This is a genomic window from Salipiger sp. PrR003 (assembly GCF_010500785.1).
GTDB lineage: Bacteria > Pseudomonadota > Alphaproteobacteria > Rhodobacterales > Rhodobacteraceae > Salipiger > Salipiger pacificus_A.
The window spans coordinates 21,232-35,627 of sequence record NZ_JAAGOV010000043.1; the positions used below are offsets into that span (position 1 = coordinate 21,232).

16 protein-coding genes are annotated in these 14,396 nt (G+C 67.6%); 7 read left to right on the top strand and 9 right to left on the bottom strand.

The features are described 5' to 3' along the window. Nucleotides 1-50: 50 nt before the first annotated feature. Nucleotides 51-914, top strand: a complete 864-nt coding sequence (locus tag G0D83_RS14785; protein WP_164195366.1) for an ATPase — start codon at nucleotides 51-53, stop codon at nucleotides 912-914. Nucleotides 915-921: 7 nt separating this feature from the next. Here G0D83_RS14785 and G0D83_RS32235 read toward each other — a convergent pair whose 3' ends face one another. Together G0D83_RS32235 and G0D83_RS14795 are read right to left on the bottom strand one after the other, a co-directional pair. Then, on the bottom strand, nucleotides 922-2,670 hold the full coding sequence (locus tag G0D83_RS32235) for a methyl-accepting chemotaxis protein (RefSeq protein ID WP_370457243.1): 1,749 nt from the start codon (nucleotides 2,668-2,670) through the stop codon (nucleotides 922-924). Continuing rightward, a complete protein-coding gene (locus tag G0D83_RS14795; RefSeq protein WP_235940213.1) occupies nucleotides 2,667-3,284 on the bottom strand; it encodes a hypothetical protein in 618 nt (205 codons plus the stop codon). The genes G0D83_RS32235 and G0D83_RS14795 overlap by 4 nt, the downstream gene beginning before the upstream one ends. Nucleotides 3,285-3,463: 179 nt before the next feature. On the opposite strand from G0D83_RS14795, the gene G0D83_RS14800 reads away from it, so the two are divergent. Next, complete coding sequence (locus G0D83_RS14800; protein ID WP_108966008.1) at nucleotides 3,464-3,793, top strand: SMR family transporter; 330 nt, start codon at nucleotides 3,464-3,466, stop codon at nucleotides 3,791-3,793. A 63-nt stretch (nucleotides 3,794-3,856) separates the two neighbouring features. Beyond that, nucleotides 3,857-5,674: a translational GTPase TypA gene (gene typA / locus G0D83_RS14805; RefSeq protein WP_164195368.1), complete on the top strand. Its 1,818-nt coding sequence runs from the start codon at nucleotides 3,857-3,859 to the stop codon at nucleotides 5,672-5,674. A 119-nt stretch (nucleotides 5,675-5,793) separates the two neighbouring features. On the opposite strand, the gene G0D83_RS14810 is transcribed toward typA, so the two are convergent. From G0D83_RS14810 to G0D83_RS14840, 7 genes are all read right to left on the bottom strand, one after another. After that, entirely contained in the window at nucleotides 5,794-6,144 is a 351-nt protein-coding gene (locus G0D83_RS14810) for a DMT family protein (RefSeq protein ID WP_164195370.1), read from the bottom strand. A gap of 10 nt (nucleotides 6,145-6,154) precedes the next feature. After that, a complete protein-coding gene (locus G0D83_RS14815; protein ID WP_108966014.1) occupies nucleotides 6,155-6,442 on the bottom strand; it encodes a DUF1330 domain-containing protein in 288 nt (95 codons plus the stop codon). Further along, entirely contained in the window at nucleotides 6,442-6,726 is a 285-nt protein-coding gene (locus tag G0D83_RS14820; protein ID WP_108966016.1) for a DUF1330 domain-containing protein, read from the bottom strand. Before G0D83_RS14820 ends, G0D83_RS14815 begins: the two co-directional genes overlap by 1 nt. A gap of 22 nt (nucleotides 6,727-6,748) precedes the next feature. Further along, nucleotides 6,749-9,409, bottom strand: coding sequence for an alanine--tRNA ligase (gene alaS, locus G0D83_RS14825; RefSeq protein WP_164195372.1), 2,661 nt, complete (start codon nucleotides 9,407-9,409; stop codon nucleotides 6,749-6,751). A 150-nt stretch (nucleotides 9,410-9,559) separates the two neighbouring features. Further along, nucleotides 9,560-10,438 (bottom strand): DMT family transporter, encoded by an 879-nt coding sequence (locus tag G0D83_RS14830; protein WP_164195375.1) that lies wholly within the window; start codon nucleotides 10,436-10,438, stop codon nucleotides 9,560-9,562. Beyond that, the gene (locus tag G0D83_RS14835; RefSeq protein WP_164195377.1) at nucleotides 10,435-11,508 is read right to left on the bottom strand and encodes a hypothetical protein; all 1,074 of its coding nucleotides are present in this window, start codon (nucleotides 11,506-11,508) and stop codon (nucleotides 10,435-10,437) included. Before G0D83_RS14835 ends, G0D83_RS14830 begins: the two co-directional genes overlap by 4 nt. Nucleotides 11,509-11,594: 86 nt before the next feature. Next, nucleotides 11,595-11,930, bottom strand: a complete 336-nt coding sequence (locus tag G0D83_RS14840) for a DUF6749 family protein (RefSeq protein WP_164195380.1) — start codon at nucleotides 11,928-11,930, stop codon at nucleotides 11,595-11,597. 329 nt (nucleotides 11,931-12,259) lie between these two features. Between G0D83_RS14840 and xth the strand changes: the two genes are divergently transcribed. From xth to G0D83_RS32240, 4 genes are all read left to right on the top strand, one after another. Next, entirely contained in the window at nucleotides 12,260-13,069 is an 810-nt protein-coding gene (xth, locus tag G0D83_RS14845) for an exodeoxyribonuclease III (protein ID WP_164195382.1), read from the top strand. Nucleotides 13,070-13,193: 124 nt separating this feature from the next. Beyond that, complete coding sequence (locus tag G0D83_RS14850) at nucleotides 13,194-13,436, top strand: BolA/IbaG family iron-sulfur metabolism protein (protein WP_164195384.1); 243 nt, start codon at nucleotides 13,194-13,196, stop codon at nucleotides 13,434-13,436. A 68-nt stretch (nucleotides 13,437-13,504) separates the two neighbouring features. After that, the gene (grxD, locus tag G0D83_RS14855; RefSeq protein ID WP_108966028.1) at nucleotides 13,505-13,870 is read left to right on the top strand and encodes a Grx4 family monothiol glutaredoxin; all 366 of its coding nucleotides are present in this window, start codon (nucleotides 13,505-13,507) and stop codon (nucleotides 13,868-13,870) included. Between the two features lie 21 nt (nucleotides 13,871-13,891). Further along, a complete protein-coding gene (locus G0D83_RS32240; protein ID WP_164195387.1) occupies nucleotides 13,892-14,392 on the top strand; it encodes a GNAT family N-acetyltransferase in 501 nt (166 codons plus the stop codon). Nucleotides 14,393-14,396 lie beyond the last annotated feature (4 nt).

Genomic DNA, 14,396 nt, shown 5'->3' on the forward strand with positions numbered 1-14,396 from the left:
GGCGCGCGGGCGCAATTACCTGTCGGCGCAGACGACGCAGGAGCCCTTTGATGCTGTATGAAACCGCCGCCGACTGGCAGGATGCCGCGCGCAAGCACGTCGTGCTCTTTGCCATGTCGGGGCTTGGCAAGACCCATGTGTCCTCGATGCTGCGGCAGTCCGGGGACTGGTTCCACTACTCGATCGATTACCGCATCGGCACGCGCTACATGGGCGAATACATCGCCGACAACGCCAAGGCCGAGGCGATGAAGAACCCCTTCCTGCGCGAGCTGCTGCTGTCGGACTCGATCTATATCGGCTCGAACATCACCTTCGAGAACCTGACCCCGGTCTCGACCTACCTTGGCAAGCCGGGCGATCCGGCCCGGGGCGGTCTGCCGATGGACAGCTACCGCATGCGGCAGGATCAGTTCCGCCGCGCCGAGGAGCAGGCGCTGCTGGACACGGGCTATTTCATCGAGCGCGCCCAGCAGCTCTACGGCTACCCACATTTTGTCTGCGACACCGGCGGTTCGATCTGCGAATGGGTGGACGCCGCGAACCCGCGCGATCCGATCCTGTCGGACCTATCGCGCCAGGCGCTGATGGTCTGGATCCGCGGCAGCGAGGCGCACACAGAGGAGCTGATCCGGAGGTTCGATCGCGCACCCAAACCCATGGCCTACCAACCCGAGTTCCTCGAGGCAGCCTGGAGGCGCTACCTCGACGAAAAGGGCGTGTCGGAAACATCGGTGGATCCTGACGCCTTCATCCGCTGGACCTACGCACAGGCGCTGGCACACCGGCAGCCGCGCTACCAGGAGATGGCGCGCAACTGGGGCGTGACCGTCGAGGCATCCGATATGGCCACGGTGCGAGACGAGGCGGACTTCGTCGCGGTGATTGCTGCGGCCATCAGCGCCAAGGCGTGAGCAGAGCTCAGGCCGCGGCGCTTGCCCGTCCCGAGGTCACGGGTCCATTTTCGCCGACGTTGAAGCCGCGCATCAGGTCCGACAGACGGCCCGCGTCGCCGCGCAGCATATGCGCCGCGGCGGTGCTTTCCTCGACCATGGCCGCGTTCTGCTGGGTGACCAGGTCGAGGTTGCTGACGCCCACGTTGATCTCGTTGAGTCCCTGCGCCTGTTCGGCGGCCACCCCCGCGATGTTGCTGACCAGTGTCGAGATCTGGTTCACCTGCGCGACCACCTCGCCAAGCGCTTCACCGGAGCGCTCGACCAATTCGACACCATCTCGGACCCGGTCCGCCGAGCCGCTGATCAGCGTCTTGATCTGCTGCGCCGCGTCCGAGCTGCGCTGCGCCAGCGCCCGCACTTCCGAGGCCACCACTGCAAATCCCTTGCCCGAGGCCCCGGCGCGTGCGGCCTCGACCCCCGCGTTGAGCGCAAGAAGATTGGTCTGAAAGGCGATATCGTCGATCACCCCGATGATTTCGTTGATCTGCTGTGAACTGCGCTCGATGCCGCCCATGGCCTCGATCGCCGAACGCATGACCTCGCCGTTTTGGTCCGCGAGCTTCGAGGCCGTCTGCACGCTGCCCTCGGCGTCGCGCGCCGCCTGCGCCGCCTCGCGCACCCGGGCCAGCATCTCTTCGAGGGCTGCGGCGGTCTGTTCGAGCGTGGCGGCCTGGGTTTCGGTGCGCCGCGAGAGATCGTCGGAGGCGCGGGCGATCTCTTCCGCGCTGCTGTGGATGTTGAGCGCGCCGGAATTCACCTCGGTCATCGTGGCGCGCAGGCTGTCGACGGCGCGGTTGTAGTTTGCGCGCAGTTCCTCGTATTCGTCCGGGAACTCCTCGGCGATCGCGTGGTGCAGCGAGCCCGCCGCGAGCGCATCGAGCGCATCGCTGAGGTGACGGACGACGCGGTTCTGCGCCTCATGGGCGCGGCCGCGGGCCTCTTGCGCCTCGCGCCCGCGCGAGAGGGTCGCGGTGAGATCCGCAAGGTGACGCGCCAGCTCGCCGAATTCGTCGCGCCGCGCGTGCATCGAAAGCGCGACGTCGTAGTCGCCCGCGGCAACCCGCGACATGGCGGATTGCAGGGAGGTCAGCGGCCCGAGCACGATGCGCCGCAGCAACAGCAGGACCAGGAGCAGCATCGCCACCAGACCGGCCAGGGCGCTGGCGAGCATGACCGTCTTGTCTCCCGCGATCACCTCCTGCAGGGCGCTGTCGGTCCAGGCCATCGCCACGGCGCCGAGCGGTGCGTCCTGCCCCTGCAGCACCACCGCCTCGGCGGTGAGGAAGCCACCCGCAGCGCCCGCACGACCGCCCGAAGACAGCGCCTCCCTTGCGACGGCGACGAGCGCGTCCCGCGCGTCGTCCAGAGCGCCGACCTGTGCCAGGATCTCGCCGTCAGCGCCGAGCACGAGGCCGCCGAGCAAATCGGCCTCACCGCTCGCAAGCTGCTCCTCGAGCAGGGCCATGGCGCGGGCTTCGTCGCGGAACCGCAGCGCCGGGAGCAGCGAGGCGGCGGCCGCGCCCACCGATTGCCGGGCCATGCCGGCAATGCCCGCCTGGGTCACCTTGTCGCTGAGCCGCCAGGCTTGCCACGCAAGAAGCGAGACGACCACAAGGGTGGACACGACCACCAGCGCCGCCACCTTGGTGAAAACCGAGCCGAGGACGCGGGCGACCGCCGGCCCCCCGCCGATCCGGGGTGCGCGCAGCTTCACGGCAGCATCTCCGCATCGAGGCCCAGGGTCAGCGCGCCGATCGCCGCTCCCGACTGGGGGTCGCTGACGGTCAGCGAGAGTTGCTGCGTGTAGACCTGGGTCGATTCGTCGAACTCGACGGCGCCGACGTGGATCGCTCCGGCACCGCGTGGGAAGGTCTCGAGATACTTCTCCTCGTCCCCCTGCCAATAGTCCGAGGTCAGATGCGAGACCGCGACGTTGAGACCGCGGGCATCCATCACGAACATCTCCTTTATCAGCCCGCCGGACCTGTCGACCTGCGCGCGCAGCGCGTCGGAAACCGGGTTGTCCCAGACCGGGGTGATGGTGGGAATCATCGTGGAGCCGATTTCCGCCTGCCACTTCGAGTCGAGTTCGCCGATCTTTGCATCGTCGTAGCCGGAGGTGACCGCGTTCTGCGCCTTCACCGCCGCGATCAGCTGGGGATCCTCGAGGAGAGGCTGCACGTATTGCGCGATCACCGCCTGAAGCGGCGCATCGATCTCGGCCGCAGGGGCGGCCGGCGCGAGGAAAAGCAGCGCGCAGACGGCGAGCGCCGTCCATTCGGAAACGATCGGGCAGCGGGACGAGGCTGGCGAGCGACGGGTAGACATGGAACACCTCCGCAACAGGAATTTCAGCCCCCGTCTAGCCGTGATTTCCTCACACCAAGTTAAGACAGGCAGATTTTTGACGCCCTCCGCCGCCGCACCTGTCCGTCCCCTCAGCGCCTCCCGGCTTGCAGCGCCGCGCGGGCCGGGTCAGAACGGGGCCAGCCTCAGCGGAGTTCGCAATGCCCTACATTACCCTCGCCCTTGCCGTCCTTGCCGAGACCATCGGCACCGCCGCGCTGCAGGCCAGCCAGCAGTTCACCCGGCCGCTGCCCTCGGCGATCGTTGTGGTCGCCTATGCCGCCGCCTTCTACCTTCTGTCGGTTGTGCTGCGCAGCATGCCGGTGGGGCTGGCCTACGCCATGTGGTCGGGGCTGGGGATCGTCTTCATCTCGGTGATCGGGCTCTTCGCCTTCGGGCAGAAGCTGGACCTTGCCGCGGTTGTCGGAATGGGGCTTATTGTGGCCGGGATCCTCGTGATTCACCTGTTTTCCGGGGCCTCGCCGCATTAAGGGCTGGCAATTTCCCCCTTCCCCGGCTAACCCGCGCGCAAACCTCCCTTCAAAGGCATTCCTATGGACCTGCGCAATATCGCGATCATCGCACACGTTGACCATGGCAAGACCACCCTGGTGGACGAGCTGCTCAAACAGTCCGGCGCGTTCCGCGAGAACCAGGCCGTGGCCGAGCGCGCCATGGACAGCAACGATCTCGAGCGCGAGCGCGGCATCACCATCTTTGCCAAGCCGACCTCGGTCGAGTGGAAGAACACCCGCATCAACATAGTCGACACCCCCGGCCACGCCGACTTCGGCGGCGAGGTCGAGCGCATCCTGAGCATGGTCGACGGCGTCGTGCTGCTGGTGGATGCGGCCGAAGGCCCGATGCCGCAGACGAAGTTCGTGACCTCCAAGGCGCTGGCCCTCGGCCTGCGGCCGATCGTGGTGCTGAACAAGGTCGACAAGCCCGACGCCGAGCCCGACCGCGCGCTCGACGAGTGCTTCGACCTCTTCGCCTCGCTCGGCGCCGACGAAGACCAGCTCGACTTCCCGCACATGTACGCCTCGGGCCGCAACGGCTGGGCCGATGCCGAGCTCGACGGGCCGCGCAAGAACCTCGACGCGCTGTTCCGCCTGATCGTCGACCACGTTCCCGCGCCGAAGCAGATCAAGCACCAGGACGACGACTTCCGCATGCTGGCGACGACGCTGGGCAGCGATCCCTTCGTGGGCCGCCTGCTCACCGGCCGCATCGAGACCGGCCGCGTCAAGGTTGGCCAGACGGTGCAGGCGATCAGCCGCATCGGCCAGAAGATCGAGCAGTTCCGCGTCACCCGCGTGCAGGCCTTCCGCGGCCTCGCACAGGCCGACATCGAAGAGGGACTCGCAGGCGACATCGTCTCGCTCGCCGGCATGACCAAGGCGACCGTCGCGGACACCATCTGCGCGCTGGCCGTGGACGAGCCGCTCGACGCGCAGCCGATCGATCCGCCGACCATCACCGTGACCTTCGGCATCAACGACAGCCCGCTCGCGGGGCGTGACGGCAAGAAGGTGCAGTCGCGCGTGATCCGCGAGCGCCTGATGAAGGAAGCCGAGGGCAACGTCGCGATCAAGATCGCCGACACCCCGGGCGGCGAGGCCTTCGAGGTTTCCGGCCGGGGCGAACTGCAGATGGGCGTTCTCATCGAGAACATGCGCCGCGAGGGCTTCGAGCTCAGCATCTCGCGCCCGCAGGTGATCATGAAGGAAGAAGACGGCCAGCGCATGGAGCCGGTCGAGGAAGTCACCATCGACGTGGATGACGATTACACCGGCGCGGTGATCGAGAAGATCACCGGCCCGCGCAAGGGCGAGCTCGTCGAGATGAAGCCCGCCGGCGCCGGCAAGACCCGCATCGTGGCCCATGTGCCCTCGCGCGGCCTGATCGGCTACCACGGCGAATTCCTCACCGACACCCGCGGCACCGGCGTTCTGAACCGCGTGTTCCACGGCTGGACGGCGCACAAGGGCCCGATCGAAGGCCGCCGTGCGGGCGTGCTGATCTCGATGGAGAATGGCGAGGCCGTGGCTTACGCGCTGTGGAACCTCGAGGACCGCGGCAAGATGTTCCTCGGCGCCCAGGCCCCGGTCTACACCGGCATGATCATCGGCGAGCACAGCCGTGACAATGACCTGGAAGTGAACCCGCTGAAGGGCAAGAAGCTGACCAACGTCCGCGCCTCGGGCACCGACGAAGCCGTGCGCCTGACCACGCCGATCACCCTGTCGCTGGAAGAGGCCATCGCCTACATCAACGACGACGAGCTCGTCGAGGTGACTCCGACCGCGATCCGCCTGCGCAAGCGCTACCTCGACCCGCATGAGCGCAAGCGCCAGTCGCGCAGCCAGTAAGCCCGGCGCGCGGGCTTCGGGGGCTCTGCCCCCGGACCCCCGGGCGTAGTTGCCAAGAAAAGAAGATGAAAGCGCGGTCCCACTGGACCGCGCTTTTTTCATGGCCCGGTGCAGCGGGATCAGCCGAAGGGGCCGCGGAAGATGAAGAAGGCGCCGAGCGCGATGAAGCCAAAGCCGACCGCGTGGTTGAGCGTCAGCGGCTCCTTCAGCCAGAAGGCAGAGAAGCCGGCGAAGACGATCAGCGTGATGACTTCCTGCAAGGTCTTCAGCTCGGCGGCCGAATAGACCCGGTGGCCGAGCCGGTTGGCGGGCACCGCGAGCCAGTATTCGACCAGGGCAATGCCCCAGCTGATAAAGACCACGGCCCAGAGCGGCGCGCCGGGAAAGCGCAGGTGCCCGTACCAGGCCATGGTCATGAAGAGATTTGAGGCCACCAGCAGCAGGACCGGCAGCAGATGCGCGAGGCTCAATCGCGGGCGCTCACTCGCTGGTTTCGACGATCAGCAACTCGCGCTCCGACGCGCCGCGCGCGTGGCCCAGGGCCTCCTGGTACTCGGGCGAGTGGTAGCAGGCCTCTGCAGCCTCGACCGAGGGGAATTTCGCCACGACATTGCGTGGCCGCTCCTTGCCCTCGAGCTGCACGTAACGGCCACCGCGGGCGACGAATTCCCCGCCGTGCTTGGCGATCGCGGGACCGGCGAGCTTGGCGTACTTGCCGTAGGCCTCCTCGTCGGTGACGGTGACATGGGCGATCCAGAGAGCGGGCATTAGAGTCCTTCCACGATGACGAGATCGCGCGTCGAGGCGCGCAGGGCGATGGGCAGGATGCGCTGGTATTCGGGCGAGTTGTACCAGCGTTCGGCGGCGATGCGGCTGGGGAATTCCACCACCACGTGACGGCCCGGCCCCTCGCCTTCGACAAAGGCCTGCGGCCCCCCTTTCACAAGGAAGCGCCCGCCGAATTTCTCGGCGAGCGCAACGGTTTGGCCAGCATAGACGGCATAGTCCTCGGGGTCTGTGACCTCGATGCGGGCGATCATGTAAGCAGTCATAAGCTCCTCCCTAAGCGATTGATTAGCCTACCAGAACTGCCTCGGCCGCCGCAATGGCCGCCTCGGCCTGGCTGGCATCCTTGGCGCCGCCCTGTGCAAGGTCCGGACGCCCGCCGCCGCCCTTGCCTCCAAGCGCCGCGACCGCCGCCTTGACCACATCCACCGCCGAGACGGTGGCCTTGAGGTCCTCGGTGACGCCGGCAGCCACGGCCACCTTGTCACCGGTGTCGGCGATCAGCAGCACCACGCCGGAGCCAAGCCGCGACTTGTGCTCGTCGATCAGCGGGGGCAGATCCTTGCCCTGGACGCCCGAGAGCACCTGGCCGACGAACTTCATGCCGCCCACCTCGCGGGCCTCGGCGCCGCCGCCTTGACCGGCACCGCCGGCCATGGCGAGATCGCGGCGCAGCTGGGCGACCTCGTTCTCGAGCTTGCGGCGCTCGTCGAGCAGCGCGGAGACGCGGGTGACCGCCTCTTCGCCGCTGACCTTGAGCAGCCCCTCGATGCCCGAGAGGGCCTTGTCACGGCGACGCAGCGCGGCCATGGCAGCCTCGCCGGTCAGCGCCTCGATGCGACGCACGCCGGCCGAGGAGGCGGTCTCCGAGGTCAGGGCGAACAGGCCGATGTCGCCGGTCTGCGCAACATGGGTGCCGCCGCAGAGTTCCAGCGAGTAGGTCTGCCCGTCCGAGCCCTTGCCCGATCCCGGCAGCGCGCCCATGGACACCACGCGCACCTCGTCGCCGTATTTCTCGCCGAAAAGCGCCTGGGCGCCGAGTGCGCGGGCATCGTCCGGGGTCATGATCCGGGTGCTCACCGCCGAGTTCTGGCGGATGAAGGCGTTCACCTCGGTCTCGACCTGCGCGATTTCCTCGGCACTGAGCGCCTTGGTGTGCGAGAAGTCGAAGCGCAGGCGATCCGGCGCGTTCAGCGAGCCGCGCTGCGCGACGTGATCGCCAAGCGCGCGGCGCAGGGCCTCGTGCAGCAGGTGGGTTGCCGAGTGGTTGGCGCGGATCATGCTCCGGCGCGTGTGGTCGACCTCGAGCACCGCGGCCTCGCCGCGCTTCACGCTGCCCTCGGAGACCTCGCCGATGTGCAGGAAGACGCCCTCGACCTTGCGGGTGTCGGTCACGGTGACCTTGCCGCCCTCGGTGCGGATCACGCCGGTATCGCCGACTTGGCCGCCGCTTTCGCCGTAGAAGGGCGTCTGGTTGAGCACCAGCGTCACCTTCTCGCCTTTGGCGGCGGTCTCGGCCAGCGCGCCGTCCTGCACCAGCGCGAGGATCTGGCCCTCGGCGGTCTCGGTGTCGTAGCCGAGGAAGTCGGTGGCGCCATGCTTGTCGGCGATGTCGAACCAGACGCGGCTGTCGGCGGCCTCGCCCGAGCCGGACCAGGCGGCGCGCGCCTTGGCCTTCTGTTCGGCCATGGCGACGTCGAAGCCTTCGGTGTCGACGGTGCGGCCCTGCTCGCGCAGCGCATCTTGCGTCAGATCGAGCGGGAAGCCGTAGGTGTCATAGAGCTTGAATGCCGAGGCGCCGGGCAGCTCGGCCCCTGCGGGCAGGCCGATCAGTTCTTCGTCGAGCAGCTTGAGGCCTCGGTCGAGGGTCTGGCGGAAGCGGGTTTCCTCGAGCTTCAGCGTCTCTTCGATGAGCGGCTGCGCGGCGCGCAGCTCAGGGTAGGCCTCGCCCATCTGGCGCACGAGCTCGGGCACGAGGCGGTGCATCAGCGGATCCTGCACGCCCAGCAGGTGCGCATGGCGCGCGGCGCGGCGCAGGATGCGGCGCAGCACGTAGCCGCGACCGTCGTTGCTGGGCATCACGCCGTCGGCGATGAGGAAGGAGGTCGACCGAAGGTGGTCGGCGATCACCCGGTGGTGGGTCTTGCCCGGACCGTCGGGATCGCTGCTGGTGGCGTTGGCCGAAGCCTCGATCAGCGCGCGCATCAGGTCAGTGGCGTAGTTGTCGTTGGTGCCCTGCAGCAGCGCCGCGACCCGCTCGATCCCCATGCCGGTGTCGATCGACTGCATGTCGAGCGCGCGCATCGAGCCGTCCTCGAACTGCTCGTTCTGCATGAAGACGACGTTCCAGATCTCGATGAAGCGGTCGCCATCCTCCTCGGGCGAGCCCGGAGGGCCGCCCCAGAACTTCTCGCCATGGTCGAAGAAGATCTCGGTGCAGGGACCGCAGGGGCCGGTCGGCCCCATCTGCCAGAAGTTGTCCGAGGTGGCGATGCGGATGATCCGGCTTTCCGGCACGCCGATCTTCTTCCACAGCTCGAAGGCCTCGTCATCGGTGTGATAGACGGTGGTGTAGAGGCGCTCGGGCGAGATGTCGAAATGCTTGGTCACCAGTTCCCAGGCAAAGGGGATCGCCTCGGCCTTGAAGTAGTCGCCGAAGGAGAAGTTGCCGAGCATCTCGAAGAAGGTGTGGTGCCGCGCGGTGTAGCCCACGTTGTCGAGGTCGTTGTGCTTGCCGCCGGCGCGCACGCATTTCTGCGCGGTGGTGGCGCGCTTGTAGTCGCGCTTCTCCACCCCGGTGAAGCAGTTCTTGAACTGCACCATGCCGGAGTTGGTGAACATCAGCGTGGGGTCGTTGCGGGGAACAAGCGGGCTCGAGGGCACGATCTCGTGGCCCTGCTTGGCGAAGTAATTCAGAAACGTCGAGCGAATGTCGTTCAGCGTGGGCATGGGTGTTCTCTTGCGCCTCGTCTGCGGGTTCCGGACGGGTGTATCTCCCCATCCCGCCCCTGTCCATAAGGCGCCCGCGAAAAGCGCGGTCGGCGTGAGGGGCTGCTTTCTGTCCCGATCAGATGTGGCGCCGACGCGGCGACGTCTGGTCTAGAGCCGCAGTCGCCGCCGTGCCGGCAGGGCCTCGTCGGCCACCAGCCAGAGACCCGAGCCGATCACCAGCGCCGCGCCGAGACTGGCGCCGACGCCGGGCAGTTCACCAAAGCAGAAAACCCCGATGCCCACCATCCAGACGAACTGCAGGTTCATCAGCGGCGTCGCCACATAGGCCGGGAGCAGCCGCAACGCCTCGACCGAGACGAACCGCGCACCGAAAAGGAAGAGCGCGTAGCCCGCGACCCAGAGCCAGTCGGCCAGCGGCATCGGCTGCCAGACGAAAGGCAGCGCCATGCCCATGACCAGCGCCAGCGCGAGGTTGGGCCAGAAGACCTGTGCCAGCGGCTTGCGCTCGCGCCGCGCGATGGCGCGGGCGGCGACCATCGACGCGGTTCCGGAAACCGCCCCCAGCAGCGCCCAGACATGCCCGGCATTCCCCCCTGCCCGGCCCTCGGGCATGAGTGCAAGGAGGCCCGACGCACCGAGCGCCAGCGCCAGCCAGGCAGCGGGGCGCACCGGCTCATCGAGAGCCACACCCGAGAGCGCGGCGGCGATGAGCGGCATCAGCCCGATGAAAAGGAAGACGTCGGCGAAGGGCAGAAGGCGAAACGCCTGGAAAAAGCCGATTGCCGCAAGCACGGTCAGGAGCGATCGCAGCGCCATGGTGCCCCGGCTCTGCACCCCCAGCGCCGTGCGCAGCGCCCCCTGCCGCCGCGCCGCACCGAGCGCGAAGAGCAGCACCAGCGCCGAGGAGACGGCCAGGAATTGCGGCGCCGCGTAGCTTCCGGCGATCAGCTTGGTGATCCCGTCAGCAGCGGCGATGAGCGCGGTGTAGAGCGCGACCAGCGCGGCGCCGGCGAGCGCGGCCCTCATGCCCGGCCAGCCCGGGCGAAGCCCTCGAAGAAGGCGTCGAAATGCGCCGTCTCGCGGGCCATGAGGTCGAGCAGGTCGATCACCCCGGGCGGCAGCGCCCCCTCCATGCGGCGCCGCATCACCGCCCAGTCGGCGCTGCGCCGCCCCTTCATCGTAAAGAGCGCCCGCGACAGCTCGCGCAGCGGCGCCATCCGCCGCGGCGACCGGTCGAAGCGCATCCGCCCCGACTCCAGCGGCGTGCGGAAGGGCTCCTCTCCCGCCAAGGCCAGCTGCCAGTTGCAGACGAGGAAATCGTGGTAGCCGTCCTGCAGCGGGCCCTGCGGGTCCGTCTCGACATGGAAAAGCTGCGTCTCGCGGCTCAGCCAGCCGGTCCAGAGCGGCGGCGGCAGCTCCCCGGCGTAGCGCAGCGCAATGCAGACCTCGGCCAGCAGGTCGGAGTTCTGCTCGAGAAAGGCAAGGTTGCCCGCGAAGTGCAGGCTGGTCAGCGCCTCGGCCTCGAGCCGCGGATCGCGGCGCCCGTATTCGCTGAGGTAGAACACGATATGGGTAAGCTCGTAGGCGGCCTTCTTGTTCGGCAGCGCAAAGATGCCGGGCCGGGCGCAGAAACCGCGCAGCCGGTCCTCGAGGCCCAGATCGGCCGGACCGGAGACCCCGCGCCGCGCCAGCAGCCGCCGCGCTTCCATGCGCTGCAGATCCGACAACTCTGCGCCGGGCGCAGCGGACGCGGCTATGCTCTGCGCCATGCGCGCCCCGGTCTCGCCCGGCATGCCGAGATCCTCGAGATCGAGCACCATGGACAGCAGGAAGCGGTAGTATTGCGGGAAGAAGGCCAGCCGCGCCTCGGCGCTGGCATAAAACTCGACATGCGGCAGCAGCGCCCGGGGGCCGATCCCGGCCCATGCCGCCGCGCCGGTGCAGTCGAGGATATTGAGCAGCTCGGCGTTCTCCTTGAGCCAGAACACATCCTCCTCGCTGCGCCGGTGCTGCGCGAAACAGGCGATCAGCGCCGCGATGCGCGTGTCCGGGTCGGCGATGCGCGGCACCGGGTGGAGAGCAATGACGTTGGACATGCGGAGGGCCTTTCTGCGCGGGCGTGCGGGACACAGGCAGGGTGACAGGCGGGCACCAAGACGGTGCCCGCCCGTGCGCGACGGGCTCAGGCGCCCGATGTGAAGAGCGCCGTGGCGTCGCCGGCGCCGAGCTCCGAGCGCAGCGGCGCAGCGCCGGAGGTGAAGAGACCGACCGCCTCGCCCGCGGCGGTCACCGGACCAGCGCCGGAAGTAAAGAGCGCCGCGCCGTCTCCCGAGGCGATATCGGCGCCGGCAGGTGCGGCTCCGGAGGTGAACATCTCGATCCCGCCGCCGAGCAGCGTTTCGGCCTCGGCAGGCGCCGCGCCCGAGGTGAACATGGCGCAGCCCTCGCCGCCGAACAGATCGGCCTCGACACGGTGCTGCGCGTCTGCGGTCACGAATTGCTTGAGTTGAGCAGTCATGGAAGTTCTCCCTGGTTGGATTGACACGAGAAACGTGCTTCAGGGTTTCTTGCGATGATTGCTTCAGGCAATATGGTTTCTTGTTAAGGTAGATTAATACAGGAGTTCTTCACAGAAACAATGACTTACAATTTCGTCGCTTCGCGCGACAATCTCTCTTCCCCACAGAAGATTCTTTTCTGGGGATAGTTTCCGCTGCGTCACTCAAATCCCAGAATCGGCGACGAATCGTCGATGCCCGCCGCCGAATCACCCGCGAATCCGCCCCGCTGCACTTGTCCCTCAGCCGGCTTTGCGCGATAGCTGGCGCAACTTCCGGAGGGCTCCAGATGAAGATCGCCACCTTCAACATCAACGGCATCAAGGCGCGCGTCGGTGCGCTGACGGACTGGCTCGACGAGGCGCAGCCCGATGTCGCGCTGCTGCAGGAGATCAAGTCGGTCGACGAGGCCTTCCCGCGCGAGCTTTTCGAGGAGCGCGGCTACAACGTCGAGACCCACGGCATGAAGAGCTTCAACGGCGTGGCGATCCTGTCCAAGCACCCGCTCGAGGACGTGAGCCGCGGCCTGCCCGGCGACGACAGCGACGAGCAGGCGCGATGGATCGAGGCGACCCTGGTCGGTGAGAAGGAGGCGGTGCGCCTCTGTGGGCTCTACCTGCCGAACGGCAACCCGGTGGAGTTCGACGCCGAGGGGCAGCCGATCCGGGACGGCAAGTATGGCTACAAGCTGGACTGGATGGACCGGCTGCACGCGCGCGCGCAGCAGCTTCTGGCCGACGAGACCCCTGCCCTCATGGCGGGCGACTACAACATCATCCCCCAGGCCGAGGATGCCGCCAAGCCGCAGGCCTGGGAGAAGGACGCGCTCTACCTCCAGCAGAGCCGCGACGCCTTCCGCCGCATCCTCAACCTCGGCTACACCGAGGCCTTCCGCGCCCGCGTGCAGGGACCGGGGCATTATTCGTTCTGGGATTACCAGGCCGGCGCCTGGCAGCGGAACAACGGCATCCGCATCGACCACGTGCTGATGACGCCGTCCTGCGCCGACCTGATGACCGACTGCGGCATCGACCGCGACATCCGCGGCCGCGACAAGCCATCGGACCACGTGCCGGTCTGGGTCGAGCTGGATCTCTGAGCCTCGCCCCCTCGTCCGTCCTGGTTCCGCCCCCGAACCAAGCCGAGAAAATGGCCCGCGCTTGCACCCGCGCGGCGCCCGTCTTACATCTGAGTAGAACAGTCTGACAGCGGAGTCCGCCCACATGGCAATAGAAGCGACGGAGATCGAACAGCTCATCCGCGCCGCCTTCCCCGAGGCCAAGATCACCATCACCGACCTCGCCGGAGACGGCAATCACTATGCCGCGGAGGTCATCGACGAAAGCTTCCGCGGCCAGAACCGTGTCCAGCAGCAGCGCGCCGTCTACGCCGCGCTGAAGGGCAAGATGGACGGCAATCATGGCGAGCTGCACGCGCTGGCGCTTACCACCAAGGCCCCCGACTAAGACACACCAGCAAGACAGACATCCACGCCGCGCCCCTGCCGGGCGGCGCGCGCAGACAGGAGACAGAGATGACGACCGACGCAACCACCCGTATCGAAGAAACGGTGAAGGCGAACGACGTGGTGCTCTTCATGAAGGGCACCAAGACCATGCCGCAATGTGGCTTCTCCAGCCGCGTCGCAGGCGTGCTCAACTACATGGGCGTCGACTATCTCGACGTGAACGTGCTGGCCGATGACGCCATCCGCCAGGGCATCAAGGATTACTCGGACTGGCCGACGATCCCGCAGCTCTACATCAAGGGCGAATTTGTCGGCGGCTGCGACATCATCACCGAGATGACCCTCTCGGGCGAGCTCGACACGCTGTTCGAGACCAGCGGCGTGACCTACGACAAGGACGCCGCCGAAAAGATCCGCGAAGCCAACGCCTGATCCGCGTCCGGATCTGCAAACGTGACCCAGATCACCCTCCGCACGGCGGCGAGTCCCGAGGATTTCGCCGCCGTGCGCGCGCTCTGCCTCGCCTACCGCGAGGACCTGCGCGCCCACCATCCCGCCGCCCCGGCGCTGGTGGCGCTTTTCTACCCCGACCCCGCCTATACCGAGCTGCTGGATGCCCTGCCCGGCAAGCATGACGCCGTTCTGCTGGCCGAGCGCCATGGCGCCCCGGTCGGCTGCGCAATGTCGCAGCGGCTGCCCGACGGCAGCACCGAGATCAAGCGGGTCTACGTTGCCCCCGAGGCGCGCGGCCAAGGGCTCGCGGCGCAGCTGGTGGAAGAGTTGGCCATCCGCGCCCGCGCCGCCGGTGCGCCACTGCTGCGGCTCGACACGATGAAGACGCTGGCTGCCGCCTGCCACCTCTACGCCAAGCTGGGCTTCGTCGAGCGCGGCCCCTACCAGCCCATCCCGGATGTGGCGCTGCCGCACCTGCGCTTTTTCGAACGAACGCCCTGAACCC